This is a genomic window from Extensimonas perlucida, assembly GCF_007655255.1.
GTDB lineage: Bacteria > Pseudomonadota > Gammaproteobacteria > Burkholderiales > Burkholderiaceae_C > Extensimonas > Extensimonas perlucida.
Genome location: NZ_VMYE01000009.1, coordinates 13934 through 40514, shown reverse-complemented (window position 1 = coordinate 40514; position 26581 = coordinate 13934). Strand labels below are relative to the sequence as shown.

At 65.6% G+C, this 26581-nt stretch carries 22 protein-coding genes; 10 read left to right on the top strand and 12 right to left on the bottom strand.

Going from position 1 to position 26581, the window contains the following annotated elements; all coding sequences use genetic code 11:
• Positions 1–2: 2 nt before the first annotated feature.
• The 7 genes from FK527_RS09530 (at position 3) to FK527_RS09500 (ending at position 7199) form a co-directional block, all read left to right on the top strand.
• Positions 3–899, top strand: a complete 897-nt coding sequence (locus FK527_RS09530) for a prephenate dehydrogenase (RefSeq protein ID WP_144732730.1) — start codon at positions 3–5, stop codon at positions 897–899.
• 10 nt (positions 900–909) lie between these two features.
• Positions 910–2946, top strand: coding sequence for a bifunctional 3-phosphoshikimate 1-carboxyvinyltransferase/cytidylate kinase (locus FK527_RS09525; protein ID WP_144732727.1), 2037 nt, complete (start codon positions 910–912; stop codon positions 2944–2946).
• A 117-nt stretch (positions 2947–3063) separates the two neighbouring features.
• A complete protein-coding gene (gene rpsA, locus FK527_RS09520) occupies positions 3064–4770 on the top strand; it encodes a 30S ribosomal protein S1 (RefSeq protein ID WP_281287826.1) in 1707 nt (568 codons plus the stop codon).
• 114 nt (positions 4771–4884) lie between these two features.
• A complete protein-coding gene (locus FK527_RS09515; RefSeq protein ID WP_144732721.1) occupies positions 4885–5229 on the top strand; it encodes an integration host factor subunit beta in 345 nt (114 codons plus the stop codon).
• 93 nt (positions 5230–5322) lie between these two features.
• On the top strand, positions 5323–5658 hold the full coding sequence (locus tag FK527_RS09510; RefSeq protein ID WP_144732718.1) for a LapA family protein: 336 nt from the start codon (positions 5323–5325) through the stop codon (positions 5656–5658).
• A complete protein-coding gene (gene lapB / locus FK527_RS09505) occupies positions 5648–6805 on the top strand; it encodes a lipopolysaccharide assembly protein LapB (protein WP_144732715.1) in 1158 nt (385 codons plus the stop codon). Before FK527_RS09510 ends, lapB begins: the two co-directional genes overlap by 11 nt.
• A 34-nt stretch (positions 6806–6839) precedes the next feature.
• On the top strand, positions 6840–7199 hold the full coding sequence (locus FK527_RS09500) for a ComEA family DNA-binding protein (RefSeq protein ID WP_144732712.1): 360 nt from the start codon (positions 6840–6842) through the stop codon (positions 7197–7199).
• A gap of 6 nt (positions 7200–7205) precedes the next feature.
• Here FK527_RS09500 and FK527_RS09495 read toward each other — a convergent pair whose 3' ends face one another.
• The 12 genes from FK527_RS09495 to FK527_RS09440 all read right to left on the bottom strand — a co-directional run bounded on the left by FK527_RS09495 (position 7206) and on the right by FK527_RS09440 (position 21972).
• Positions 7206–7991: a citryl-CoA lyase gene (locus tag FK527_RS09495; RefSeq protein ID WP_144732709.1), complete on the bottom strand. Its 786-nt coding sequence runs from the start codon at positions 7989–7991 to the stop codon at positions 7206–7208.
• A gap of 69 nt (positions 7992–8060) precedes the next feature.
• The gene (locus tag FK527_RS09490) at positions 8061–8936 is read right to left on the bottom strand and encodes an HpcH/HpaI aldolase/citrate lyase family protein (RefSeq protein WP_144732706.1); all 876 of its coding nucleotides are present in this window, start codon (positions 8934–8936) and stop codon (positions 8061–8063) included.
• On the bottom strand, positions 8933–10303 hold the full coding sequence (locus tag FK527_RS09485) for an MmgE/PrpD family protein (RefSeq protein ID WP_144732703.1): 1371 nt from the start codon (positions 10301–10303) through the stop codon (positions 8933–8935). Before FK527_RS09485 ends, FK527_RS09490 begins: the two co-directional genes overlap by 4 nt.
• Positions 10304–10331: 28 nt before the next feature.
• Entirely contained in the window at positions 10332–11507 is a 1176-nt protein-coding gene (locus tag FK527_RS09480; protein WP_144732700.1) for a CaiB/BaiF CoA transferase family protein, read from the bottom strand.
• Between the two features lie 11 nt (positions 11508–11518).
• Positions 11519–12676: an acyl-CoA dehydrogenase family protein gene (locus tag FK527_RS09475; RefSeq protein ID WP_144732697.1), complete on the bottom strand. Its 1158-nt coding sequence runs from the start codon at positions 12674–12676 to the stop codon at positions 11519–11521.
• Between the two features lie 129 nt (positions 12677–12805).
• Complete coding sequence (locus FK527_RS09470) at positions 12806–13588, bottom strand: enoyl-CoA hydratase-related protein (protein ID WP_144732694.1); 783 nt, start codon at positions 13586–13588, stop codon at positions 12806–12808.
• Between the two features lie 61 nt (positions 13589–13649).
• Positions 13650–15632 (bottom strand): acetoacetate--CoA ligase, encoded by a 1983-nt coding sequence (locus tag FK527_RS09465; RefSeq protein ID WP_144732691.1) that lies wholly within the window; start codon positions 15630–15632, stop codon positions 13650–13652.
• Positions 15633–15636: 4 nt separating this feature from the next.
• Positions 15637–16854: a CaiB/BaiF CoA transferase family protein gene (locus tag FK527_RS09460; protein WP_144732688.1), complete on the bottom strand. Its 1218-nt coding sequence runs from the start codon at positions 16852–16854 to the stop codon at positions 15637–15639.
• A 13-nt stretch (positions 16855–16867) separates the two neighbouring features.
• Positions 16868–17650: an enoyl-CoA hydratase/isomerase family protein gene (locus FK527_RS09455; RefSeq protein ID WP_144732685.1), complete on the bottom strand. Its 783-nt coding sequence runs from the start codon at positions 17648–17650 to the stop codon at positions 16868–16870.
• Between the two features lie 181 nt (positions 17651–17831).
• Positions 17832–19436 (bottom strand): AMP-binding protein, encoded by a 1605-nt coding sequence (locus tag FK527_RS09450; RefSeq protein WP_144732682.1) that lies wholly within the window; start codon positions 19434–19436, stop codon positions 17832–17834.
• A 113-nt stretch (positions 19437–19549) separates the two neighbouring features.
• Complete coding sequence (locus FK527_RS09445; protein ID WP_222116146.1) at positions 19550–21178, bottom strand: long-chain fatty acid--CoA ligase; 1629 nt, start codon at positions 21176–21178, stop codon at positions 19550–19552.
• A gap of 113 nt (positions 21179–21291) precedes the next feature.
• Positions 21292–21972 carry a TetR/AcrR family transcriptional regulator gene (locus FK527_RS09440; protein WP_246072737.1) on the bottom strand — a complete coding sequence of 227 codons (681 nt, stop codon included), beginning with the start codon at positions 21970–21972 and terminating at the stop codon, positions 21292–21294.
• Positions 21973–22007: 35 nt separating this feature from the next.
• Between FK527_RS09440 and FK527_RS09435 the strand changes: the two genes are divergently transcribed.
• From FK527_RS09435 to FK527_RS09425, 3 genes are read left to right on the top strand one after another with little or no spacing between them, the layout of a single operon-like run.
• Entirely contained in the window at positions 22008–23144 is a 1137-nt protein-coding gene (locus FK527_RS09435) for an acyl-CoA dehydrogenase family protein (RefSeq protein ID WP_144732679.1), read from the top strand.
• 36 nt (positions 23145–23180) lie between these two features.
• Complete coding sequence (locus FK527_RS09430) at positions 23181–24389, top strand: acetyl-CoA C-acetyltransferase (RefSeq protein ID WP_144732676.1); 1209 nt, start codon at positions 23181–23183, stop codon at positions 24387–24389.
• A 54-nt stretch (positions 24390–24443) separates the two neighbouring features.
• Positions 24444–26576, top strand: coding sequence for a 3-hydroxyacyl-CoA dehydrogenase NAD-binding domain-containing protein (locus tag FK527_RS09425; RefSeq protein WP_144732673.1), 2133 nt, complete (start codon positions 24444–24446; stop codon positions 26574–26576).
• Positions 26577–26581: the final 5 nt, after the last annotated feature.

The window sequence follows — 26581 nt, the reverse complement described above, 5'->3', positions numbered from 1 at the left end:
CGATGTTTGAGCAACTCGGCCTGATCGGCTGCGGTCTCATGGGCGGATCGTTCGCGCTGGCCCTCAAGCAGGCCGGCCTCGTGCGGCGCGTGATCGGCTACAGCAAGTCGCCCTCGACCACCGAGCGCGCCTGCGAACTCGGCGTGATCGACGTCGCGGCGCCCTCGGCGCTGCTCGCGGTGGCGGGCGCCGACCTGGTGCTGCTGGCCGTGCCCGTGGCCGCGACCGAGGCCACGCTCAAGTCCATCAAACACCTGGTCACACGCGACATGCTGGTCATGGACGTGGGCTCGACCAAGACCGACGTAGTGCAAGCCGCGCGCAGTGCGCTGGGCAGCCAGATCGGCTCCTTTGTGCCCGCACACCCGGTCACGGGGCGCGAGGTCGCAGGCGTGGAGTTTGCCGATGCGCAGCTCTACCGCGGCTGCCAGGTCGTGCTCACGCCCACCGAGCGCACCCTGGGCGCACAGCTGCGCAAGGCCGAGCAGCTATGGCAGGCGCTTGGCTGCAAGGTGCGGCAAATGTCGCCCGAGGCGCACGACCAAGCCTTCGCCGCGGTGAGCCACCTGCCGCATTTGCTCGCGTTTGCGTTCATGCAAAGCATTTGCGGACAGGCCGAGGGCGACACCTTTCTTGCGCTCGCGGGCCCGGGTTTTCGCGACTTCACGCGCATCGCCGCGGGCGAGCCGAAGATGTGGCGCGACATTCTGCTCGCCAATCGCGAGCATGTGCTGGAACAGTCGCAACTGTTCCAACAAGCGCTACACGCCTTCGAGCAAGCCATGCGCGCGCGCGACGCGCAGGCGCTCGAAGACATGCTCACGCTCGCGAGCGGCGCGCGCGCGCACTGGCGCATGGGCGCCGACCGCACGCTGGGCACCACCCCCCCTCAGCTTTGACACTGCGCCGATGTACGCCACCGCTTTCCTCGACCTGCCGCCGCTCACCACCGCGGGCGGCACCGTGCAACTGCCGGGCTCCAAGAGCATCTCCAACCGCGTGCTGCTGCTCGCCGCACTGAGCGAGGGCACGACCACCATTTATGACCTGCTCGACTCGGACGACACGCGCGTCATGCTGGCCGCGCTGCGCGACATCGGCTGCACCGTGGAGCCGGCCGAGCAGCCGCACAGCGTGCGCATCACCGGGCTCGGCGCGCGTGCGCCGCGTTCGCCGGCGCGGCTTTTCCTGGGCAACGCGGGCACGGCCATGCGCCCGCTCACGGCAGCATTGGCGCTGCTCGGCGGCGAATTCGAGCTCTTTGGCGTGGCGCGCATGCACGAGCGCCCCATCGGCGACCTCGTCGATGCGCTGCGCCAGCTCGGCTGCCGCATCACCTGTCTCGGCAACGAAGGGTACCCACCGCTGCGCATTGAGCACGCGCACGGCGTGCCCGTGCTCGCGCTGCAGGCGCCCATCCGCGTGCGCGGCGACGTCTCCAGCCAGTTTCTCACAGCCCTGCTCATGGCGCTGCCGCTCGTTGCCACGCAGCAGGACTTGCACATCGAGGTGCTGGGCGAGCTGATCTCAAAGCCCTATATCGCCATCACGCTGCAGCTGCTCGCGCGCTTCGGCATCCAGGTGGCGCACGAAAACTGGCAGCGCTTCACCATCCCCGCAGGCAGCCGCTACCGCTCCCCGGGCCGCATCCATGTCGAGGCCGACGCCTCGTCTGCAAGTTATTTCATAGCGCTTGGTGCCATTGCAGCAAGCGCTGAGGGGCAAAATGGCATCAAAATATTGGGTCTGGGCCTGGATTCGATCCAGGGCGACATCCGCTTCGTCGATGCCGCGCGCGCCATGGGTGCGCAGGTCACGGGCGGGCCCAATTGGCTGCAGGTGCAGCGCGGCCGCTGGCCCTTGCGGGCGCTGGACCTGGACTGCAACCACATCCCCGACGCGGCCATGACGCTCGCCGTGATGGCGCTCTACGCCGAGGGGACGACCACCTTGCGCAACATCGCGAGCTGGCGCGTCAAAGAAACCGACCGCCTCGCCGCGATGGCGACCGAGCTGCGCAAGCTCGGCGCGCAGGTCGAAGAAGGCGCGGATTTTCTGCGCGTCACCCCACCCGCGCGCGCCGCCGACTGGCGCGCCGCGCGCATCCACACTTACGACGACCACCGCGTGGCCATGTGCTTTGCGCTTGCGGCCTTCAACCCGGCGCGCCTGCCCGTGCGCATCGAAGACCCCAAGTGCGTGGCCAAGACCTTTCCCGATTATTTCGAGACGCTTTTCTCCGTCGTGCAGACCGCGCCACAACACATCCCCGTGATCTGCATAGACGGCCCCACGGCCTCGGGCAAGGGCACGGTCGCGGCGCTGCTCGCGCAGCGCCTGGGTTACCACTTTCTCGACTCGGGCGCGATGTACCGCATCACCGCGCTCGCGGCGCGGCGCGCCGGCCTCAGCATAGACGGGGCGCACGAAGCGCGCGTCGCCGAGCTCGCGCGCCAGTTGCCCGTGCGCTTCGATGGCGCCCGCGTCTTGCTGGGCGCCGACGACGTGAGCGACGCCATCCGCACCGAAGAAGCCGGCATGAACGCCTCGCGCGTCTCGGCCCTGCCCGCGGTGCGCCAGGCGCTGGTGGCGCTGCAGCACGGCTTCAGACGCCTGCCGGGCCTGGTGGCCGACGGGCGGGACATGGGCACCGTGATCTTCCCCGACGCGCCGCTCAAGGTCTTTCTGACCGCAAGCGCCCAGCAACGCGCCGAAAGGCGCTATAACCAGTTGATTTCTAAAGGATTTCGTGCTAATATCGCCGACCTTCGCGCTGACCTCGAGGCGCGTGACGCACGCGACAGCACGCGCAGCGTCGCGCCCTTGCAGCCGGCGCAAGATGCCCTGTTGCTGGACAACTCCCTCTTGACGATAGAGCAAACCGTCGAACAGGTGTTGGCTTGGTGGCAGGAGCGCCAGCCCTTCGCGCCCCGTGCGCCGGGCTGACTTCGTACCACACCGCCGCGCCAGCTGCGGCGTGGAATACTGACTCTCAACCCGCGGCCATGCCGCACAACGACCGCAAGCAGCCTTAAAAACGACAGCAATGGTGCTGACGGAAACCTGTTTGCGGCAAGGAAACCCATGTCTGAATCTTTTGCCGCCCTGTTCGAAGAATCCCTGCAGCGTACTGAAATGCGACCGGGCGAAGTCATCCCCGCCGAAGTCGTGCGCGTGGAGCACAACTTCGTGGTCGTCAACGCCGGCCTGAAGTCCGAAGCCTACATTCCCATCGAAGAGTTCAAGAACGATAAGGGCGAAATCGAGGTCGAACCGGGGCAATTCGTGCCCGTGGCCATCAGCTCCATCGAAAACGGCTACGGCGACACCATCCTCTCGCGCGACACCGCCAAGCGCCTGGCCTCGTGGATGAGCCTCGAAAAGGCCCTGGAATCGGGCGAATTCGTCACCGGCACCACCTCCGGCAAGGTCAAGGGCGGCCTCACCGTCATGGTCAACGGCATCCGCGCCTTCCTGCCCGGCTCGCTGATCGACACGCGCCCCGTCAAAGACCTCACTCCATACGAAAACAAAACCATGGAGTTCAAGGTCATCAAGCTCGACCGCAAGCGCAACAACGTGGTGCTGAGCCGCCGCGCCGTGGTCGAAGCCTCCATGGGCGAAGAGCGCGCCAAGCTGATGGAGACGCTCAGAGAAGGCGCCATCGTGCACGGCGTGGTCAAGAACATCACCGAATACGGCGCCTTCGTCGACCTGGGCGGCATCGACGGCCTGCTGCACATCACCGACATGGCTTGGCGCCGCGTGCGCCACCCGAGCGAAGTGGTGCAGCCGGGTCAGGAAATCACCGCCAAGGTGCTCAAGTTCGACACCGAGAAGAACCGCGTCAGCCTGGGCCTCAAGCAAATGGGCGACGACCCGTGGATGGGCGTGGCGCGCCGCTACCCGGCCGGCACGCGCCTGTTCGGCAAGGTCACCAACATCGCCGACTACGGCGCCTTTGTCGAACTCGAGCCCGGCATCGAAGGCCTGGTGCACGTCTCTGAAATGGACTGGACCAACAAAAACGTCGCTCCGTCCAAGCTCGTCTCCCTGGGCGACGAGGTGGAAGTCATGGTGCTCGAGATCGATGAGGACAAGCGCCGCATCAGCCTGGGCATGAAGCAGTGCCGTGCCAACCCCTGGCAGGAATTCGCGCAAAACACCAAGCGCGGCGACCGCGTCAAGGGCCCGATCAAGTCCATCACCGACTTCGGCGTGTTCGTCGGCCTGGCCGCCGGCATCGACGGCTTGGTGCACCTGTCCGACCTGTCCTGGAACGAGCCCGGCGAAGCCGCCGTGCGCAACTACAAGAAAGGCCAGGAAGTCGAAGCCGTGGTGCTGGCCATCGATGTGGAGCGCGAGCGCATCAGCCTGGGCATCAAGCAGCTCGACCAGGACCCGTTCACCACTTTCGTGACCGTCAACGACAAGGGCCAGACCGTCTCCGGCAAGGTCAAGTCGGTCGATGCCAAGGGCGCCGAAATCGATCTGGGCCAGGACATCGTCGGCTACCTGCGCGCCTCCGAAATCTCGCGCGACCGCGTCGATGACGCACGCACCGTGCTCAAGGAAGGCGACGAAGTCACGGCCATCGTCACCAACATCGACCGCAAGAGTCGCGGTATCCAGCTGTCGATCCGGCAAAAAGACGCGGCCGACCAGCAGGAGGCCATGCACAGCCTGTCGCAGCAATCGGCCCGCGAGAGCGCCGGCACCACCAGCCTGGGCGCCCTGCTGCGTGCCAAGCTCGATACTGCCGAGAAGTAAGCCGTATGTGGCATGCGGGCGATTCCGCCTGCATGCCCTTTTTTGATTGAGCGGGCGCCGAGTGCGCCCGTTCGTTTCTGCCCTCCTCTTTCCCCCTTGCCCACAAAGCCCGCCATGACCCGATCAGACCTCGTCGAAGCCCTGGCCGAGCGCTTCGCACAATTGACGCAGCGTGACGCCGAACAGGCCGTGAAGACCATTCTCGACGCTCTCGGCGATGCCATGGCGCGTGGGCAGCGCGTCGAAATCCGCGGCTTTGGCAGCTTTTTCGTGAACCACCTGCCTGCGCGCACGGGGCGCAACCCGCGCAGCGGCGCTGCTGTGGCCATTCCCGCGCGGCGCGTACCGCGTTTCAAGCCCGGCAAGGCTTTGCGCGAGGCCGTGGACCTGCGCCCGGCGCCCGCACAGCACGGCGATGTGCCGACACAAAGCTCCAAAAAGAGTAGCTCGTCACACTGACCGCATGCGCGTCAGAGCCGCAAATTGCCTGAATTTGCGTACCCCCAAGCCTGCGAGCAGCCTTCTACAATCGCTGCACCATCGGAGAGGTCCATGAAATACTTTCTGTGGCTGCTCAAGGCAGCCATTTTTTTCACCCTGTTCGCTTTCGCGCTGAACAACCAGCAGGATGCCACCGTGCACTTTTTCTTCGGCATGGAGTGGCGCGCCCCGCTGGTGCTGGTGGTGCTGGCGGCGTTCGCCTTGGGGCTTCTGGCCGGCATGCTCGTGATGGTGCCGCGCTGGTGGAAGCACCGCAGCGCCGCACGCCGTGCCGAAGCACTGAGGGTAGCGAGCAAACCCGCCCCCGAGGCCGCCACCGCTGCCGCGCCGGCCGCCTCGGTCATTCCCCCCTCTTCAGCAGAAATGCCGCCTTTCCATGGAATTTGACCTCAGCTGGCTGCTGCTGGGTCTGCCCCTGGCCTTCATGCTGGGCTGGGTGGCCTCGCGCATGGACCTGCGGCAGTTGCGCACCGAAAACCGCAGCGCCCCCAAAGCCTACTTCAAAGGGCTGAACTTTCTGCTCAACGAGCAGCAGGACCAGGCCATAGACGCCTTCATCGAAGCCGTACAGAGCGACCCCGACACTTCCGAGCTGCACTTTGCCCTGGGCAACCTGTTTCGCCGACGCGGCGAGTACGACCGCGCCGTGCGCGTGCACGAGCACCTGATCGCGCGCGGCGACCTGAGCCAAGGCGACCGCGAACGCGCGCAGTACGCGCTGGCGCTGGACTTCCTCAAGGCCGGACTGCTGGACCGCGCCGAAGCCGCTTTGCTGCCGCTCGAGGGCACGCCCTTCGAGGAGCAGGCACGCCTGGCGCTGCTCGCGCTCTACGAGCGCTCGCGCGACTGGCCGCAGGCTGCGGCGATCGCGCACAAACTGCAGGCGGCCGGGCAAGGCGACTTCAGCACGCGGCTCGCACATTACCTGTGCGAACAGGCGCAGGCGCGCAGCACCCAAGGTGATATGCAGAGAGCGCAAGAACTGCTAGAGCAAGCTGTAGCGACCGCGCGCGATGCCGCGCGCCCCTACCTGGAACTCGCGCGTCTGCAACAAGCGCAAGGGCGCAGCGCCGCTGCGCTCACCCGCTTGCAAAGCCTCGCCGATCGCGCGCCCGCCGCGCTGCCCTTGGCGGCCCCCTTGCTTGCCGAGGCGGCGCAAGCCGCTGGCCAGGTAGGGCAAGCGCTCACCCTGCTGCACACCCACTACGCCGCAGCGCCTGCGCTGGACCTGCTACAGGCCATCGTCACGCTCGAGGCCGTGCAATCCGGCAACCCGCAGAAGGCGCGGCAGTGGTGGGTGAAACACCTCGACAAGGAGCTGTCACTCGTCGCCGCGGCGCAATGGCTGAGCACGGAAAAGCTCGAGCACGAGGAATTCCACCCGCAGGTGCAACGCGCACTCGACCACGCGACCAAGCCGCTGCTGCGCTACCGCTGCGCCGCCTGCGGCTTCGAGGCGCGCCAGCATTTCTGGCACTGTCCGGGCTGCCAGTCCTGGGACAGCTACCCGCCGCGGCGCGTCGAGGAATTGTGAGTCCGGCAGACGAAGTGATAAAAGGACACCCATCATGTTGCAGCGCATCCTGTCCACTTGCGTTCTGGTGTATGCCCTGCTGGGCCCTTGCGCGACTGCAGCATTTGCCGCCGACGCGGGCCCTGTGGAGCTCAACCGCGCGAGCGAGGCCGAACTCGATGGCCTCAAGGGCATAGGCCCGGCATTGTCGCGGCGCATCCTCGAGGCGCGCGGCCAGGCGCCGTTTCAAGACTGGAACGACTTTCTCGGCCGCGTGCCCGGCGTAGGCCCGCGCTCGGCGACGCGGCTCTCGGCCGAGGGGCTGACGGTCAATGGCCAGCCTTTCGATGCCGCGCCAGGAAAGCCCGCGCGCAGCAAATACCGGACAACCGCCGAAGAGCCTCCAGCTCGGTGAGCAAAATCAGCTTTGCGGCCGGATATGCTGGGTGGCCTCGTCCTCGACGCGCTGCCAGATTTCGACGGCGATCGGGTTGTTGCTTTCTTCGAGAATGTGCCCGACGAGGCCGATGGCGCGCGCAAACACGCCGATGCCGCGCACGATTTTCCAGGGCAAGTTCAGTTCGCAGCAGATCGCGCCTATGGCACCGGTGGCATTCACGGGCAGAGATTTACCCGCGGCGCGCTCGGCTTCGGCGCAGATCAGTTGCTCGAGGCGGATGTAGTCGCCCGAAAAGCCGTTGTCCTTGGCGATCTGGAACAGGCGCGGCGCGCGCGGATCGACGGGCTTGTGCAGCGGATGGCCCAGGCCCGGGATGATCTGCCCGCGCGCGCGGTAGGCGGCCACGGTGTCGACGGCGATGCGTTCGAGGTCGGCGCCCTTGGTTCCTGGCGGCAGCGCTTCATAGAGCATCTTGGCCGTGCCCTCGGTGCTGCCCACGAACACGCTGCCCAGGCCGCACAAGCCGGCGGCCACGGCGGCCTGCAGGGCTTCGGGTGCACCGGCGTAGGTCAGGCGCGCGGCCAGCGCGCTCGGTGTGATGCCGTGCTCGACCAGCGTGACCGCGATGGCGTTGAAAACGTTGGACTCCTGCGGCGTGGGCATGCGGCCGAGGATCTGCAAAAAGGCCATGTCGCCCAGGTGGATGTGCCCCAGCAGCTCGTCGGGCAGGCTTTTGCCGCGCACTTCGATACGGTCGGGCGTGCTCCAGGCGATGTCGGAGCGGATGGGTTTGCTTTTGCGGGCCATGAGGAAACTCCTTGTTCCGGCTATGAAAAATACCGTGGGAAATACGGGCCAACTGGCGTGGGCCGGCCTTCAGCCGAGCAACCCAGCATCGCGCAGCACGGCACGGGCACGCTGGTAAACGGGCAAGTCCACCATCTGGCCATCGACGGCCACAGCCGCACCGCCTGCCGCGTCGAACGCCGCGCACACGCGCTGCGCCCAGGCGACGCGCTCGGCGCTCGGCGCAAACACGGCGCGCACGGTGGCGATCTGTTGTGGATGGATGCACAGCTTGGCGCCAAAACCCAGGCGGCGCGAGCGCTCGGCGTCTTTTTGCAGGCGCGGCAGGTCGTGGATCGCGGTGCTCACGCCGTCGATGGGTGCGGCCAGGCCGGCGAGCCGCGCAGCGAGCACGAGCTGCGCGCGAAACGGCAGCAGTTCGATTTCTTCGCCCTCGGGCGCGCAGTCTATGCCCAGGTCGAGCGCCAGATCGACGCTGCCGAAAGCCAGCCGCACCACGCCGGGCACGCGCGCGACCTGCGCCGTCTCGTGCACACCACGCGCCGATTCGATGATGGGGATGACGTCCTTGAACGTGGTTTCGACCACCGCGCAGACCTCGTCTATGCCTTCGGCCTTGGGCAGCATGATGGCTTCTACGCCCGGGTGGCGGCACAGTTCGAGGTCGTCCTCGAACCAGGGCGTGCCCGCGGCGTTGATGCGCACGAGCAAGGCTGCGCCGGCGCCTTGCGCGGCGGGAGGCTGGGCCATGGCTTGGTCGAGCACCTGGGCCAGCGCCACGCGGGCGCGCGGCTTGGCTTCGGGGGCGACGGCATCTTCGAGGTCGACGATCACCACGTCGGCGCCGCTCGCGCGCGCCTTGGCGATGCGCTCGGGGCGGTCTGCGGGCACGAACAGGTAGCTGCGCGGCAGCGCCGGCGGCAATGCGGGGGCGCTGCTACTCATGCTGCGGGGGCCAGCCAGCGGCCTATGTGCGGTGCGTCTGCGATGGCCCAGATGCGCGCGATCAATGCCTGCATTTCCTGCGCACTCGCGGCCTTGCCGTAGGCAGCCAGGCGCTGGGCCTTGTCTTCGAGTTCGGCGCGCGTGAGCGTGTTGCCCGGGTCGCCCTTGGGCTCATCGACACGCGCGCTCAGCGTGCGGCCGTCGCGCGTCTTGACCAGCACCTTGCCGATCCAGCGCTGCGGGTAGGCCGCATCGACTTCAGGGTCGAGCTCCATGCGCACGCGGTCGCGGAACGCGGCCACGCGCGGCGCGAGAAAATGCTGCTCGAACTCGTTGAGTCCGGCATAGCCATATTCGGCGGCCAGCCCGAGCACGGTGCCCATGGAAAACTTGGCCTGGTGCACGGTGCTCGGCACCGTGACGCGGCCGAGCACGTCGATCGCGCCCTGGTGCACGAGCGTGGTCACGCTCTCGATGTCGTCGGCTTTCAGGCCATGCGTTTGCATCAGGCTGAGCAAGGCGTCCGCGCTCGGGTGCGTGTGGCGGCACGAGGCGTGGTATTTGAACGAGGTTTCTGCCGTGGCCCAGCGCGTGCCCAGCCGGTCGGTGAGGCGCGCGGGATCGGCGTCGCTCGACATGCCGGCGGCCATGCCCTGCGGGCCCTCGAGGATCTGCCGCGCGCCGGTCAGGCCCGCGCGCGCCAAATAGGCCGAAGCGAGGCCGCTCGAGGCCGCATGCGCTGTGTGCAACTGCTTGGAATCGGCCGCGTCGCGCAAAAACTCCCACAAGCCCGCAGCCTGCGTGCCGGCGCTGCCGAAGGCGTGCAGCATGGTCGCGGCGTCGAGCCCGAGCAGGCGCCCGGCAGCAGCGGCCGCGGCGAGCGTGCCCGCCGTGGCCGTGGTGTGGAAGATGCGGTAGTGCGAGCGCCCGAGGAATTCGCCCACGCGGATGCCGACTTCGTAGCCCGCTACCACGGCGGTGAGAAATTCGCGCCCGCTCGCGGCGAGCTCCTGCGCCACGGCAAGCGCCGCCGGAAACACCACGGCCGCGGGGTGGAACACCGAGCCGTTGTGCACGTCGTCCTGCTCGGCGTAGTGCGAGGCCGCGGCGTTGACCATGGCGGCGAAATGCGGCGAGGTCATGCGGCGCGAGATCAGCACTTCGGCGCTGCCCTCGGCAGGCCCCATGGCGCGCGCATAGCTTTCGATCGCTTCGACGGGGCGCGCGCCCTTGCCCGCGAGGGCAGAGGCGAACCAGTCGAGGAACAGGTCTTCGGTGCGGCGCAGCACCGCAGCGGGAATGGCATCGAATTGCAGGCCCGCGGCAAAGGCGGCCAGCGTGGCGCTCGGGGTGGCGTTTTCAGTCATGGCATTGGTTTACACAATGGCTGGGAGCTCAAATGGCTTTGGCGGCGCGCAGGCGCGCGACATCGGCATCGGCATAGCCGAGTTCAGCGAGGATCGCTTCGGTGTGCGCGCCGAGCGCAGGCACCGGCCCCATGGGCGGCGGCGCGCTGCCTTGCAAGTGGTGCGGCGGGTAGAGCGCGGGCAGCGGGCCCGCGGGAGAATCGATCTGCGTCCAGCGCCCGCGCGCGGCGAGCTGGGGGTGCTGCCAGAGGTCGGCGATCTCGTTGAGCTGGCCGTTGGCGATCTGCGCGGCGTCGAGGCGCTCGACGAGCTGCGCCGCGGTGAGCGTGGCGCAGACCTGCTCTATCACCACGCGCAGCTGCTCACGCTCGGCCAGGCGCTTGGCGTTGCCGAGGTAGGGCTGCACCAGGTCGGGGCGCTGCAGGACTTTTTCGCAGAACGTGGCCCATTCACGGTCGTGCTGCACGGCGAGCACGACCTGCTTGCCGTCGCCGCAGGTGAAAGGGCCATAGGGGTAAATGGAGGCGTGCGCGGCGCCAGCGCGCACGGGCGGCGGCTGGCCGTCTATGGTGTAGTAAAGCGGATAGCCCATCCACTCGGCCATGGCTTCGAGCATGGAGATTTCGATCTGCCGCCCCTGCCCCGTGCGCCCGCGCTCGAGCAGGGCCGCAAGGATGCTGCTGTAGGCGTACATGCCTGCCGCGATGTCGGCAATCGACAGGCCCGCCTTGCTCGGATGTTCGGGCGTGCCGGTGATCGACACGAAGCCCGATTCGCTCTGGATCAGCAGGTCGTAGGCTTTTTTCTCGGTATAGGGGCCGCCGTCGCCGTAGCCCGAAATGCCGCACACGACGATGCGCGGGTTCACCGCTGCAAGGCGCGCGTGGTCGAGCCCCATGCGTGCGGCCGCGCCCGGCGCGAGGTTTTGCACCAGCACGTCGGCGCGCTCCAGCAGCTTTTGCAGGATGGCGCGGCCTTCGGGGTGCTTGAGGTCCAGCGTCAGGCTCTCTTTGGAGCGGTTGCACCAGACGAAGTGCGAGGCCAGGCCGTGCGTGCGGCCGTCGTAGGCGCGCGCGAAGTCGCCCTCGCCAGGGCGCTCGACCTTGATCACGCGCGCGCCGAGGTCGGCGAGCTGGCGCGTGCAAAACGGTGCGGCGATCGCGTGCTCGAGCGTGACGACGAGCATTCCTTCCAAGGGACGCATGGATGGCCCCTTCAGAAAGAACGCGGCAGACCGAGCACGTGTTCGGCCACGTAGCTGAGCACCAGATTGGTCGAGATCGGCGCGACCTGGTACAGGCGCGTTTCGCGGAATTTGCGCTCCACGTCGTATTCGCAGGCAAAGCCGAAGCCGCCGTGCGTCTGGATCGCGGTGTTCGCGGCCTCCCACGAGGCTTTGACGGCGAGGTACTTGGCCATGTTGGCTTCGGCGCCGCAGGGCTGGTGCGCGTCGAACAGCTCGCAGGCGCGCCAGCGCATGAGGTCGGCGGCTTCGGTTTCGATGTGCGCCTCGGCAATCGGGAATTGCACGCCCTGGTTTTGGCCGATCGGGCGGTCGAACACGCGGCGCTCGCGCGCGTAGCGGGCGCTGCGCTCCACGAACCAGCGCGCGTCGCCTATGCATTCGGCGGCGATCAGCGTGCGCTCGGCGTTCAGGCCGTCGAGAATGTATTTGAAGCCCTGCCCTTCCTGGCCGATGAGGTTTTCTTCGGGGATTTCGAGGTTGTCGAAAAAGAGCTCGTTGGTCTCGTGGTTGACCATGTTGCGGATCGGCTTCACGGTGAGGCCCTTGCCGATGGCTTCATGCAAGTCGACGATGAAGATCGACATGCCCTCGGACTTGCGCTTCACGTCCTTGAGCGGCGTGGTGCGCGCCAGCAGGATCATCAGGTCAGAGTGCTGGATGCGCGAGATCCACACCTTCTGGCCATTGACCACGTAACGGTCGCCCTGCTTGGTCGCCGTGGTCTTGATCTTGGTGGTGTCGGTGCCGGTGGTGGGCTCGGTCACGCCCATGGATTGCAGGCGCAGCGCGCCGCTCGCGATCTTGGGCAGGTAGCGGCGCTTTTGCTCTGGCGAGCCGTGGCGCAGCAAGGTGCCCATGTTGTACATCTGGCCGTGGCAGGCACCGGCGTTGCCCCCGCAGCGGTTGACTTCCTCCATGACCACCGAGGCCTCCGCCAGGCCCAGCCCCGCGCCGCCGTATTCCTGCGGAATCATCACGGCAAGCCAGCCGGCCTGCGTGAGCGCATCGACGAATTCCTCGGGATAGCCGCGGGCCTCGTCGATTTTGCGAAAGTATTCATCGGGAAAGCGCTTGAAAAGATCGCGCAGCGCGGCGCGCAGCTCGGGGTAGCGTTCGGTGGTGGTCATTTTGCAAACGAAGATGGGAAAGGACGGGGCTGGGAGGATGGCCAGAGGCAGCGGTAAAATTTAGATGAAATATGCCTCTAGCGCCCGTCTATAAAGCGCAAGCAGCTACTCAAACAATAGCTGTTGCGATCAACGGAATTTGCTGAAGTCGGGCTTGCGTTTTTCGAGGAAAGCGCTCGCACCCTCTTGCTGCTCGCCGGTGCTGAAGTAGTTCGGGGCGACTTCCTTGATCATGTCGTTCATGTCGTACTTCAGGATCGGCTCCATGTGGTGGTAGAACGAGCGTTTGACGATTTTGAGGCAGGTGGGTGAGAGCGAAAGCAGCTCGTCGCAGACTTTTTGCACTTCTTCGTCGAGCTTGGCCATGGGCACGACGGCATTGGCCAGGCCCCATTCGTAAGCCTGCTGCGCGGTGTAGCGGCGGCACAGCATCCAGAGCTCGCGCGCACGCTTGTGACCGAGCACGTTGGCCGCATGCGCAACGATGTAGCCGCCCGCAGGCGAGCCCACGCGCGGGCCGTTCTGGCCAAAGATAGCGTGTTCAGCCGCAATCGTGTAATCGCAAAAATAGGCGATGTGGTGCCCGGCACCGATCGCGTAGCCGTTGACGCGCGCAATCACGGGCTTGGGGCACTCGGCGATCTGCCGGTTGAAATGGAAGTCCAGGTCTTGCAGGCCGCTCTTGCCGCCCGTGCCCTTTTCCCAGTTCACGTCACCACCCACGCAGAATGCGCGTTCGCCCGTGCCCGTGAGCACGATCACACCGACCTTGGGGTCGGCCGCGGCCTGGGCCAGCAGGCTTTCCATTTCCTTGATGTTGTCGCCCGTGAACGCATTGAGCGTCTTGGGGCGGTTGATGGTGATCGTGGCGACGTAGTTCTTGACGTCGTACATGACTTCTTTATCGCTCATGGTGCTTCCTAGGTAGTGGGATTGTCAGAGGGGGTGAAAAAGGAGGGAAACAAAGTGCGCATCACTGCGTCTGCGCGGCGCGCCGGCGCGCGAATTCGAGAAACCAGTCGAGGCTCGCGGGGTTCGCGAGCGCATCGCGGTTCACGACTTTTTCGAGCGGATGGCCGAGCAGCAGCTTTTTGATCGGCAGCTCGAGCTTCTTGCCCGTGAGCGTGCGCGGCACCTCGGGGATCACGAACACCTCGTCAGGCACATGGCGCGGCGAGACGGAAGTGCGGATGGCATTTTTGATGCGCTCGGTCAAGCCCTGATCCAGCGTGACGCCAGGGCGCAGCACGACGAACATGGGCATGTAGCTCTCGCGCCCCAGGTATTCGAGGTCCACGACCAGGCTGTCGAGCACTTCGGGCAATGCTTCGACCACGCTGTAGATGTCGCTCGTGCCCATGCGCACGCCGTGGCGGTTGATGGTGGTGTCGCTGCGGCCATAAATGATGGCGCCGCCGCGCGGCGTGATGCGGATCCAGTCGCCGTGGCGCCACATGCCCGGGAACATGTCGAAGTAACTCTCGAGGTAGCGCTTGTTGCCCGGATCGTTCCAGAAATACAGCGGCATGGAGGGCATGGGCGCGGTGCACACCAGCTCACCGACCTCGTCGAGCACGGGCTGGCCCTGCTCGCTGAAAGCCTCCACACGCGCGCCCAGGCAGCGCCCCTGCATCTCGCCGATATACACGGGCAGCGTGGGCACGCCACCGACGAAGGCGCCGGCAAAGTCGGTGCCACCCGAGATCGGGTTGATCCAGACCTCGCGCCCCAAGTGTTCGGCGAGCCAGTGGTAACTTTCGGGCGCGAGCGGCGAGCCCGTCGAGCCCACACCGCGCAGGGAGCGCAAGTCGGCGATAGCGCGCGGCTCTATGCCCTGCTTTTGGCAGGCGGCAAAAAATGCCGCGCTCGCGCCGAGAAAATGCAAGCCCACGTCGCCCGCGAAGCGCCACAGCGTGCCGTAGTCGGGCCAGGCCGGGTTGCCGTCGTACACGCAGGCCGTCGCGCCCACGAGCAGCCCGCCGATCTGGCAGTTCCACATGACCCAGCCCGTGGTCGAGAACCAATGGAAGTTGTCCTCGGGCCCGAGGTCGTTGTGCAAGCGCATGAGCTTGACCTGTTCGAGCACGATGCCACCATGGCCGTGCACGATGGGCTTGGGCAGGCCCGTGGTGCCCGAGGAATAGACGATCCACAGCGGATGGTCGAAAGGCAGTGCGGCGATCTGCAGTTCGGCTGGCTGGGCCAGGGTTTCGCTCCAGAGCACGGCGTTGCGCAGGCCGTCGGGGCGCGCGTTCGCGTCCAGGTAGGGCAGGAAGATGCAGCGCTGCACGCTCGGCAGCCCCTCGAGCAGCATGGCGACGGTGTCGCTGCGCTCGTACCTGCGCCCGCCCCAGTGGTAGCCATCGACGGCGATCAGCACCTTGGGGTCGATCTGGCGGAAGCGGTCGAGCACCGTGGGCGCGCCCATGTCGGGCGAGCACACGGACCAGATCGCGCCGACCGACACCACGGCCAGAAACGCCACCATGGTCTGCGGGATGTTGGGCAGGTAGGCCGCGACGCGGTCGCCAGGCTGCACGCCCGCCTCGCGCAGCCATTGCGCGAGCGCCGCGACCTGCTCTTGCAGCATCTGCCAGGACATCTCGGAGCGCTCGCCCACCTCGTTGCGAAACACGATCGCAGGCCGCGCATCGGTGGCATGGCGGAACACCTGGCGTGCGTAGTTGGTGCGCGCGCCGACGAACCACTGCGCGCCGGGCATCTTGCGCTCGGTGAGCACCTGGCCGTTCCAATCGTCGAGCGGCAGGTCGAAATACTGGACGATCGCGCTCCAGAAGCCTTCGAGGTCATCGACCGACCACTGCCACAGCGCGGCATAGTCGGCAAAACGCAAGCCTCTTTCACGCTCCAGCCATTGCTGAAAGCGCGTGAGCTCAGCCTTTGCGACACGCTCAGGCGCAGGCGTCCACAGAATCTCTGGCGTTTCGCTGCTCATCGTGTCACTTCTCCTCAGGGGTTTTTTGTGCCGCACTCCCAAGCCGCACCACGCCGGCCGCGGCCAGGCGTTCGATATCGGGCTGTGCATAACCCAATTCGCTGAGCACGGCCGCCGTGTGCTGGCCCAAGGCGGGCGGCGGCGCCATGCTGTCCAGCTTGCGCATGCCCGCAGCAGGCTGCGCCGGGAAGGGGATCAAGGGGTAACCCGGCATTTGCGGATGCTGCACGAAACGCCCAGCAAGCACCGGATCGGCCATGGCCTGCGCGACGGTGTTCACCGGGCCGCAGGGGATGTCGGCGGCGTCGAACGCGTCCACCCACTCGTGCGCCACACGGGTGCGAAAGATCGCCTCGAGTTCGGCGAGCAACTCTTTGCTGTGGCGGATGCGCGCGGTATTGTTGTGATAGCGCTCGTCGCTGAGCCACTCAGGTTTTTCGAGTACCGCGCAGAAGCGCTTGAAGGCCCCTTCGTTGACCACCGAGACGCTGAACCAGGCACCGTCAGCGGCGCAGAAATGCCGGCTCGGCACGGCGATCGGCAGATTCACCGAGCGCACGGGCTCATGGTGCGTCACGGCGAGTTCGCCGAATTTGTTGGCCATGATGTTGAGGATGGTGTCGGCCAGCGAGAGCTCCACGCGCTGGCCTTCGCCGGTCTTTTGCCAGTGCATCACGGCAGTGAGCACGCCGAGCGCGCCGCACATGCCCGACACTACGTCGATCACGGGCAAGCCAATGCGTATGGGCGAATCGCCCTCTTCGCCGCTCGCGTAAAAGGCGCCGGCCATGCCTTGCACCACGCTGTCCACTGCCGGGCGCAGGCGGTACGCGGTCTGCTCGCCAAAGGCACTCACCATGTAATAAATGATGCCCGGGTGGATGGCGCGCACGTCTTCATAAGTCAGGCCCTGCTTTTCGGCGAAGTCGGGGCGGAAGTTGTGCACCAGCACGTGCGCTTGGCGGATCAGGCGGTGCAGCACCTCGCGCCCCTCGGGCTTGCGCAGGTCGAGCGCGATGGATTCCTTGCCGCGGTTGCAGTTGACGAAGGTGACGCTGTCCTCGCCGTAAAAAGGGGGGCCGAAATGCCGCCCTTCTTCGCCCGCCAATGCCTCGACCTTGATGACGCGCGCGCCGAGGTCCGCGAGCACCATCGCGGCATAAGGGCCCGCGATCAGGCGCGAGAGATCGAGAACGGTGATACCGTGTAAAACACCTTGCATGCGCTGGCCCGCCTTATTTTTTGGTGCGCTCGAAAAAGGCGGCGATGCCCGCACGGTGCTCGGGCGTGTCTTCGAGCACGGCCATGTGCGAAGACACCATGTCCAGGTGCGTGGCCAGCGCCATGGTCTGGCTTTGATAGACGGCGCGGCGGAAAAAGCGCACGGCCTGCTGCGACTTGGAGGCAATGGTGCGCGCGAGTTCGTAGGTGGCTGGCAGCAGCTGCGCATCGGGCACCGCGCGGTTCACCATGCCGATGCGCTCGGCCTCTTCGGCACCCACCACGCGCCCGGTCCAGAACAGCTCGAGCGCGCGCGCCGTGCCTATGAGGCGTGGCAAAAACCACGCGCCGGCGTCGCCCGCCATGAGGCCGATGTTGATGTAGCTCTCGGCCAGCGTGGCCGAGTTGGCCATGATGCGGATGTCGCACATCAGCGCCATGTCGCAGCCGGCCCCGCGCGCCGCACCGTTGATCGCCGCAATTACGGGCTTTTCCATGCGCTCCAGCACCAGCGCGATGCGGTGCACATGGCGGTAGAGAAAATCCTTGCGCGCCATGCTGTCCATGCCGCTGAACTTGGCCATCTCGGCAAAATCGCCGCCTGCGCAAAACGCACGCCCCGCGCCCGTGACGACGATGACTTTGACGCGCTCGTCGGCCTCCGCCGCTTCCAGTGCCGCACGCCAGGCATCGACCATGTCCATGTCGAAGGCGTTGAGCTGGTCGGGGCGGTTGAGTGTGAGCGTGCCTATGCCATCGGCGTCGGTGCTGAACAAAATGGGGGCTTGGGCGGACATGGGGAGCTTTCGGTGGCGCGTACGGAATGAAAAACGAAACGACCAAGACACCCGGCAGGCTGGCAATGCACGCAATGCCTTTGCAGCGCCCGGGAGCCGCTATGTTAGCAGAACAGTTGTTAGTTAGGTTTCCACTTCCCTTCGCTACAAAAACGAAGGGAGGGCGCGGCAAACCGCTGGCTCAGTTTTCCGATTCGTACAGGTGACGATACTTGTCGCGCAGCGGGTGCTTTTGCACCTTGCCTGTCGATGTCATGGGCAGCGCATCGACGATGCGGATCGCCTTGGGCACCTCGAACGCGCCCAGGTGCTCCTTGCAGTGCGCGATCAAGCTGGCCTCATCGACCTGCGCGCCAGGCTTGAGCATGACGAAGGCCGTCACGGCTTCGATCCAGCGCTGGTGCGGCAAGCCCACCGCAGCCGCATTGGCAACGGCCGGGTGGCGCAGCAGCACGGCCTCGACCTTGACCGAAGGCACATTTTCGCCGCCGGTCTTGATCATGTCCTTCTTGCGGTCGCGGAACATCATCTGCCCGTCTATCCACATGCCAAGGTCGCCCGTGTGGTGCCAGCCGAAGGCACGCGACTCAGCCGTGGCTTCAGGGTTTTTGTAGTAACCCTCCATGACGTTCGGGCCGCGGTGCACGATCTCGCCGACCTCGTTGGGGCCGAGGATATTGCCCTGGTCGTCCATCACGGCAGTGTCGTTGATCAGCGCGCTCACGCCCCAATAAGAGCCGAAACGCCGCAACTGCTCTTCGGGACGGAACGCCAAGGTCAATGGATACATCTCCGTCTGGCCCGTGCCGAGCGCGTAGTTCGGGCAGATTTCGGCGATCAAGCGGCGCAGCAGCGTCTCGGGCATGGGCGCCATCGCATACACGCACATGCGCAGGCTCGAAAGATCGCGCCCAGGCCGCGAGGGGTGGTCCAGGATGGCCTGGTGCATCAGCGGCAGGCCGACCAGAAAAGTCACACGCTCGTTCTCTATGGCGTCGAGCACGGCGCCAGGGTCGAAGGAGCGCATCACGATCACCGTGCCGCCTGCGGCCAGCACGCCGCACATCAGCGTGTGCTGGGCGCAGTGGAACAGCGGCAGCACGGCGATGTTCACGGCATCGCGCCACAGGCCAAACTCGATCGCGTTGTTCATCGCGGCCATGACGACGGACAGATGGCTTTGCATCACGCCCTTGGGGCGCCCTGTGGTGCCGCTGGTGTACATGATCTGCGCCACGTCGCGGTCGTGGATTTCCACTTCCGTTTCGATAGCTGATTGCGCAGCAAGGGCATGCGCAAAGGCCGAAAAAGACCCTGAACCTTCACCCTCTAGCACCCAGCCACGCCCCGGTTGCGCCTCAAGCGCGGCGCGCACTTCGGGGCGTGCATACAAGGGCGCATCGACGAGCGCGAAGCGCGCTTCGGAGTGCTCGATGATGTAGTTCACATCATCCACCCCCAAGCCGGTGTTGATCGGCACCCAGATCAACCCCGCGCGGTGAATACCGAACATCGCGATGAGGAATTCAAGCGAGTTGTTGCACAGCGTCGCGACACGATCGCCGCGCGTGAGCCCTTGCGCCAGCAACGCATTGGCGCAGCGCGTGACTTGATCGTTGAACTCGCCGTAGCTCATGCGCTGTTTGCCGAGCACGAACATGGTTTTGTGCGGATCGCGCGCCGCCGAGCGGCGCAGAAAGTCGCCAATCGTCACGCGCGCAATCGCGCCCGGCGGCGGCACGCCCTGGGTGACGGGTGTGGAAGGGGATGTTGTCGAAGTGACCATGGGTCGTGTCTCCTTTTTGGGTTTCTCATTCGCTCCGGGAAGGAGCCTCATCCTGCCTCGTTTTCAAAGAGATGCAGGAATTTTGCGCGCAAGAGGTGTTTTTGAGGCTTGTGCTACTCCCACTTCCAGTCTTTGTACATCTCGCGCAGCTTGGTCTTGAGGAACTTGCCCGTCGAAGTGCGCGGAATTTCGTTGACGAACACGAAGGCGTCGGGCAATTGCCACTTCGCATAGGTCTTGGCCAGGTGGTCGCGCAGATCATCCGCCGTCGCGCTGTGGCCGGGGCGCAGCACCACCACGGCGAGCGGGCGCTCGGCCCAGCGCGGGTGCGGCACGGCGATCACGGCCGCTTCGAGCACCGCCGGGTGGCCCATCAGGTTGTTTTCGAGATCGACCGAGCTGATCCATTCGCCGCCGGACTTGATCAAGTCCTTGGTGCGGTCGGTGAGTTGCAAAAAGCCCTCGGGGTCTATGGTGCCCACATCGCCGGTGCGCAGCCAGCCGTCGGCGGTGAAGTTGGCCTCGCTCACGGGCATTTCGTGGTAGCTGCCCGTGATCCAGGGGCCGCGCACCTGGATTTCACCGACCGACTTGCCATCCCATGGCACCTCGCCCTCGTCGCCCACGAGGCGGATGTCCACGAGCGGTGCCGCCATGCCTTGCTTGATGCGGTAAGCGTATTGCTGGTCTTTGGGCAACGCCTGCATCCAGGGCTTGAGCGCCGAAACGGTGCCCAGCGGCGAGGTTTCGGTCATGCCCCATGCCGTGCCGACCACCAGGCCAAACTCATCGAAGCCGCGGAACAAGGTTTCTGGCGCCGCCGAGCCGCCCACGAGCATGCGCATGCCTGGCACCAAGTCGTATTTGCCAGGATTGGTGCGCAAGGTTTGCAGCAGCGACAACCAGATCGTGGGCACGCCGCCGGTCACCGTGACACGCTCGCGCTGGTACAGGTCGAGCAGCGATTCCGAATCCAGGTGCGGCCCCGGGAACACCTGTTTCGCGCCCATGAACGTGGCCACAAAGGGCAAACCCCAGGCGTTGGCGTGGAACATGGGCACCACCGGCACCACGACGTCGCTGCCGGAGATGCTGATCCCGCCAGGCAAGGCCGCGACGAGCGAGTGCAGCACCGTGGAACGGTGCGAATACACGACGCCCTTGGGGTTGCCCGTGGTACCCGAGGTGTAGCACATGCCGCAGGGCGCGTTTTCGTCGAGCTCGACGTATTGAAAGTCGCCCGTGGCTGCGCCAATGAACTTTTCATAGTCTTCGTAGGGCGCGGGCACGGGCTGGCCCGTGAGCGGCACGACGATGATGCGCTCGAAGTTCACGTCCTTGGCAAACTGCGCGAGCAGCGGCAGCAGCACGTCATCGACGAGCAGAAAACGATCCTTCGCGTGGTTCACGATGAACGCGATGTCGTGCGGGAACAGGCGCAGATTGAGGTTGTGCATCACTGCGCCCGATGCGGGAATGCCGAAGTAGCACTCGAGATGCGCATAGTGGTTCCACATCAGCGTGGCCACGCGGTCGCCGGGCTGGATGCCTGCCTTCACCAGCACCTCGGCGAGCGCCTTGGCGCGGCGGTGGAAGTCTGCGTAGGTGTAGCGGTGCAAAGACTTGTCCGGCAGGCGCGAGACGATCTCGCTTTTACCGTGATAAACCCCGGCGCGCTCCAGAAAATGGTTGAGCGACAGGGGCACCTGCATCATGGTCGAGGGGATGCTGGACTTCTGCATTTCTATTTGTCTCCTATGGATTAAGAGAATGGGACCGCAATAGCGGCAAGGGGAAATAAGGATGCGGGGAGGAACGGGTGCCTGCGGCAAAGCAGGCAATTCATTTGGGGCTGCTACGCCGCAGCAGCATGCTCGAACCCAAGCCGCATCTTCGGGAAAAGCATAACAAACATGCGTTCGGCCAGCGCATGGATTCCCAGCCTTCCACCGGGCCTATACCACTGCGCCGACCAGTTGAGTGCGCCCAGCAATGTCTGGCGCACCAGCGCAACGTCCGGGTCCACGAGGCCTAGCTGCGCGGCTTCGGTCAGGGATTCGGTCCACAAGACCTCGTACGCATCGCGCAAGGCCAGGATGCGCTGCTGGGCTTCGGGCGAGAGGCTGCGCCATTCGTAGAGCAGCACCGTCATGGCGTCGAGCCGCGGCCCGAGCAGCGCTGCCAGATGCTGATGCACCATGGCGAGCAGGCGCTCCGGCAGGCGCTGATGCTCCGCCTGCGCCTGGCGCACTGCCTGCGTGATATCGCGCAAGCCTTCCTCCATGATCATCACGAGCAGGTCTTCTTTGGACGCGAAGTGATAAAACAAGGAGCCCGAGGTCATGCCCAGCACCTGAGCGATTTCGCGCACCGAGGTACGCTCGAAGCCCTGCCGCCGAAACAGGCTCGCGGCTGCGGAAAGAATTTCCTCTTTCCGCGTTGGCGCAGGGGTCTGGTCGTCTGCAGCGGTCTTTTTCATGGTATAAACTTTAGCACAACTAACAAGCGTTTGATTGATCTTGTTTGGATTGATCAATTCCCCGACCACCCTTCAAACCCAGCTGGACTGCCATGCTCGCTCGCACCATCTTTCAAGAAGAACATGAACTTTTCCGCGACCAGGCGCGTCGCTTTATCGAAGAAGAAGTCCTCCCGCACCACGCCGCCTGGGAAGAGCAAGGCATAGTGCCGCGCGAAGTCTGGCGTAAGGCCGGGGCTGCGGGCCTGCTGTGCCCGGCGATTCCCGAGCAGTACGGCGGTGGCGGCGGCACGCGCCTGCACAGCGCCGTGCTGATCGAGGAAGTTGCGCGCACCGGCACCAGCGGCCTGGGCTTTGGCCTGCATTCCGACATCGTCGCGCCCTACATCCTGGCCTACGGCACCGAGGAGCAGAAAAAAACCTGGCTGCCCAAGATGGCCACAGGCGAAGCCATAGGCGCCATCGCCATGACCGAACCCGGCGCCGGCAGCGACCTGCAGGCCGTGCGCACGCAGGCACTGCGCGAAGGCGACGAGCTCGTCATCAACGGCCAGAAAACCTTCATCACCAACGGCCAGAACGCCGACGTGGTGATCGTGGTCACCAAGACTGACCCCACCAAAGGGGCCAAAGGCACCTCGCTGGTGCTCGTCGAGACGAACCGCCCCGGTTTTCAGCGCGGGCGCAACCTCGAAAAAATCGGCATGAAGGCACAGGACACTTCGGAGCTCTTTTTCGACAACGTGCGCGTGCCCGTGAGCAACATCCTGGGCGGCGAAGGCAAGGGCTTTTTCCTGCTCATGCAGGAGCTCGCCTGGGAGCGCATGCAGATCGCGATCGGCGCAGCCGCAGGCGCCGAGGCCGCGCTTGACTGGACGCTTGCCTACACCAAGGAACGCAAGGTCTTCGGCCAGCCCGTGATCGACTTCCAGCACAACCGTTTCAAGCTCGCCGAGATCAAGACCGAGGTGCAGGTCGCGCGCGTGTTCGTCGACAAATTGCTCGAATTGCTGCTGCAGGGCCAGCTCGACGCCGCCACCGCGGCCATGGCCAAATACTGGACGACCGACCTGCACTGCAAGATCGTCGATCAATGCCTGCAGATGTTCGGCGGCTTCGGCTACATGTGGGAATACCCGATTGCCCGCGCCTTTGCCGATACACGCGTCTCGCGCATCTACGGCGGCACGAACGAAATCATGAAAGAAATCATCGGCCGCACGCTCTGACAGCACCCGCCATCCACCTTTGAGGAAACCCCCACCATGACCGAAGCCTTCATCTACGACGCCGTGCGCACCCCGCGCGGCAAGGGCCGCAGTTCCGGCGCCCTGCACGGCACGACGCCGATCCAACTCGCCATCACGGCGCTACAGGCGCTGCGCGACCGCAACCAGCTCGACACCGCACTGGTCGATGACGTGATTCTTGGCTGCGTCGAACCCGCAGCCGAACAGGGTGCGAACATCGCGCGCGTGGCCGTCATCACGGCGGGCTACGACCAGAGCGTGGCGGGCGTGCAGATCAACCGCTATTGCGCGTCCGGGCTCGAAGCCTGCAACATGGCTGCAGCCAAGGTCATGTCGGGCCAGTCCCCGCTAGTCATAGGCGGCGGCATCGAAAGCATGGGCCGCGTGCCCATGGGTACGAGCGGCGGCGCCTGGGCCGTCGATCCGGCCGTGGCCATCCCGACCTACTTCGTGCCGCAAGGGATTTCGGCCGACCTCATCGCGACCCTGTACGGCTACAGCCGCGCAGACCTCGACCGCTACGCCGTCGAGAGCCAGCGCCGCGCCGCGCAAGCCTGGGCAGAAAAGCGCTTCGCCAAGTCCATCGTGCCCGTGAAAGACGTCAACGGCTGCGTGGTGCTCGACCACGACGAGCACATGCGCCCCGACACCACGCTGGAGTCGCTCGCCAAGCTCGAACCTTCGTTCAAGGTGCAGGGCGAGCAATATGGCTTCGACGGAGTGGCGCTGCAGCGCTACCCCACGCTCGAGCGCATCACCCACGTGCACCACGCGGGCAATTCGTCGGGCATCGTCGATGGCGCCTCGGCCGTGCTGATCGGCAACGCCGAGGTCGGCCAGCGCCTGGGCCTCAAGCCGCGGGCGCGCATCCGTGCCTTCGCCTCGATCGGCAGCGAGCCCACCATCATGCTGACCGGGCCTTCATATTCAGCCGAAAAGGCGCTCAAGCTCGCGGGCATGAAGGCCTCGGACATCGACCTGTACGAGCTCAACGAAGCCTTTGCCGCGGTGGTGCTGCGCTTCATGGACGTGATGGACGTGCCGCACGACAAGATGAACGTCAATGGCGGCGCCATCGCCATGGGGCACCCGCTCGGCGCCACGGGCGGAATGATCCTGGGCACCGTGCTCGATGAACTCGAGCGCCGCAACCTCTCCACCGGCCTGGTCACGCTGTGCGTGGGCGCCGGCATGGGCACCGCCACCATCATCGAGCGCATCTGACCCGGCCACACCCCGGAGCACGCAGGTTTCACCCATTTCACCAGGACTCTCACCATGACGATCGACTACAAGGTGGATGCCGACGGCATCGCCACCATCACCTGGGCCATGCAGGACGTGCCGATGAACGTCCTCAACGAGCAATCCATCCCCGCCTTCAGCGAGGCCGTGCGCAAGGCCGTGACAGACGCCGCCGTCAAGGGCGTGATCATCGCCTCGGCCAAGCCCGACTTCATCGCCGGCGCCGACCTCAACATGATGCTTGCGATCACCGACGTGCAAGGGCTGATGGACTTCGTTGCGCGCCTGCACACTTTGCTGCGCGGCATCGAAAAAAGCGGCAAGCCCTTCGTCGCCGCGCTCAACGGCACCACGCTGGGCGGCGGCTACGAAGTCGCGCTGGCCTGCCACCGCCGCATTGCCGCCGACAACCCCAAGGCCCAGATCGGCCTGCCTGAAGTGGCCATCGGTCTGCTGCCAGGCGGTGGCGGCACGCAGCGCCTGCCGCGCATGATCGGGCTGCGCGGCGCCCTGCCCTTGCTGCTCGAAGGCAAAAAGCTGCCCCCCAAGAAAGCCCTCGAAGCCGGTCTCGTCGATGAGGTCGTGCCCGCTGAACAATTGCTCGCGCGCGCCAAGGAGTGGCTGCTTACCGAAGGCCCCAAGAACGCCGTGCAACCCTGGGACCGCAAAGGCTTCAAACTGCCCGGCGGCGCGGTGCAAAGCCCCGTGGGCTACGAGACTTTCACGCTGGGCAACGCCATGCTGCACGCCAAGACCTTCGGCAACTACCCTGCACCCGAGGCCATTCTGAGCAGCGTTTACAACGGCTGCCAGGTGGACATAGACACAGGCTGCAAGGTCGAAGGGCGCGAATTCGTCAAGCTCGCGACGGGCAAGGTCTCGAAGAACATGATCCGCTCGCTGTTTTTCGGCATCGGCGACGCGAACAAGCTGGCCTCGCGCCCCAAGAATGTGCCCAAGGCCAGCTACCGCAAGGTCGGCATCCTGGGCGCGGGCATGATGGGCGCGGGCATTGCCTATGCGTGCGCCGAGGTTGGCATGCAGGTGGTGCTGCTCGACACCAGTCTCGAAGCCGCGAACAAAGGCAAGGGCTACAGCGAGGCGCTGTGGAACAAGCGCGTGGCCGCCAAGCGCATGAGCGAGGCCGAGCGTGACGCCAAGCTCGCGCTGATCCAGCCCACGACCGATTTTGCGGCGCTCGCCGGTTGTGACATCGTGATCGAAGCCGTGTTCGAAGACCGCGCCATCAAGGCCGAGGTCACGCGCAAGGCCGAAGCCCAGCTCGCGCCGACGGCCATCTTTGCGTCCAACACCAGCACGCTGCCCATCACCGGCCTGGCCGAAGCCTCGGCACGCCCGGCGAATTTCATTGGCCTGCACTTTTTCTCGCCCGTGGACAAAATGCCGCTGGTCGAGATCATCCGCGGCAAGGCCACGAGCGACGAGTGCCTCGCGCGCGCCATGGACTTCGTCAAGGCCATCCGCAAGACGCCCATCGTCGTCAACGACAGCCGCGGTTTTTACACCAGCCGCGTGTTCTCTACCTACGTCGGCGAAGGCCTGGCGCTGCTCGCCGAAGGTGTGGCACCGGCGCTGATCGAAAACGCCGGCCGCATGTGCGGCATGCCCGTGGGCCCGCTCGCGCTGGCCGATGAGGTGTCGCTCGAACTCATGGCGCGCATCCGCAAACAGACCGCCGCCGACCTTGGCGCGGCCTACCAGCGCAGCGCCATCGACGATGTCTGCGACCGCATGGTGGACAATCTCGGGCGCCTGGGCAAAAAAATCGGCAAGGGTTTTTACGACTACCCGCAAGGCGCGCCCAAGCACCTGTGGGCTGGCCTCGCGCAGGAATTCCCACAGGCTGCAACGCAGCCCAGCGTGGAGAGCGTCAAACAACGCCTGATGTTCATCCAATCGGTTGAGACGGCGCGCTGCCTCGAAGAAAAGGTGCTGCTCGCGCCCATCGATGCCGACGTGGGCGCCATTTTGGGCTGGGGTTTTCCGCCCTACCTCGGCGGCCCTATCGGCCAGATCCACACCGTGGGCGTGGCCGAATTCGTCGAGACCTGCGAAGCCCTGGCACAACGCGTCGGCCCGCGTTTCGCCCCGCCCCAGCTGCTGCGCGACATGGCCCAGCGCGGCGCTGCCTTCTACACCCGTTGAGCGAG

Excerpts from the sequence above, each read along its gene's own strand:
- FK527_RS09455 (WP_144732685.1), bottom strand. The coding sequence starts at position 17,650 with ATGTCCGCCCAAGCCCCCATTTTGTTCAGCACCGACGCCGATGGCATA.
- FK527_RS09490 (WP_144732706.1), bottom strand. The coding sequence starts at position 8,936 with ATGAGTAGCAGCGCCCCCGCATTGCCGCCGGCGCTGCCGCGCAGCTAC.
- FK527_RS09470 (WP_144732694.1), bottom strand. The coding sequence starts at position 13,588 with ATGAGCGATAAAGAAGTCATGTACGACGTCAAGAACTACGTCGCCACG.
- FK527_RS09465 (WP_144732691.1), bottom strand. The coding sequence starts at position 15,632 with ATGAGCAGCGAAACGCCAGAGATTCTGTGGACGCCTGCGCCTGAGCGT.
- lapB (WP_144732715.1), top strand. The coding sequence starts at position 5,648 with ATGGAATTTGACCTCAGCTGGCTGCTGCTGGGTCTGCCCCTGGCCTTC.
- FK527_RS09480 (WP_144732700.1), bottom strand. The coding sequence starts at position 11,507 with ATGCGTCCCTTGGAAGGAATGCTCGTCGTCACGCTCGAGCACGCGATC.
- FK527_RS09500 (WP_144732712.1), top strand. The coding sequence starts at position 6,840 with ATGTTGCAGCGCATCCTGTCCACTTGCGTTCTGGTGTATGCCCTGCTG.
- FK527_RS09425 (WP_144732673.1), top strand. The coding sequence starts at position 24,444 with ATGACGATCGACTACAAGGTGGATGCCGACGGCATCGCCACCATCACC.
- FK527_RS09430 (WP_144732676.1), top strand. The coding sequence starts at position 23,181 with ATGACCGAAGCCTTCATCTACGACGCCGTGCGCACCCCGCGCGGCAAG.
- FK527_RS09485 (WP_144732703.1), bottom strand. The coding sequence starts at position 10,303 with ATGACTGAAAACGCCACCCCGAGCGCCACGCTGGCCGCCTTTGCCGCG.
- FK527_RS09435 (WP_144732679.1), top strand. The coding sequence starts at position 22,008 with ATGCTCGCTCGCACCATCTTTCAAGAAGAACATGAACTTTTCCGCGAC.
- FK527_RS09530 (WP_144732730.1), top strand. The coding sequence starts at position 3 with ATGTTTGAGCAACTCGGCCTGATCGGCTGCGGTCTCATGGGCGGATCG.
- FK527_RS09515 (WP_144732721.1), top strand. The coding sequence starts at position 4,885 with ATGACCCGATCAGACCTCGTCGAAGCCCTGGCCGAGCGCTTCGCACAA.
- FK527_RS09445 (WP_222116146.1), bottom strand. The coding sequence starts at position 21,178 with ATGCAGAAGTCCAGCATCCCCTCGACCATGATGCAGGTGCCCCTGTCG.
- FK527_RS09510 (WP_144732718.1), top strand. The coding sequence starts at position 5,323 with ATGAAATACTTTCTGTGGCTGCTCAAGGCAGCCATTTTTTTCACCCTG.
- FK527_RS09525 (WP_144732727.1), top strand. The coding sequence starts at position 910 with ATGTACGCCACCGCTTTCCTCGACCTGCCGCCGCTCACCACCGCGGGC.
- FK527_RS09495 (WP_144732709.1), bottom strand. The coding sequence starts at position 7,991 with ATGGCCCGCAAAAGCAAACCCATCCGCTCCGACATCGCCTGGAGCACG.
- FK527_RS09460 (WP_144732688.1), bottom strand. The coding sequence starts at position 16,854 with ATGCAAGGTGTTTTACACGGTATCACCGTTCTCGATCTCTCGCGCCTG.
- FK527_RS09475 (WP_144732697.1), bottom strand. The coding sequence starts at position 12,676 with ATGACCACCACCGAACGCTACCCCGAGCTGCGCGCCGCGCTGCGCGAT.
- FK527_RS09450 (WP_144732682.1), bottom strand. The coding sequence starts at position 19,436 with ATGGTCACTTCGACAACATCCCCTTCCACACCCGTCACCCAGGGCGTG.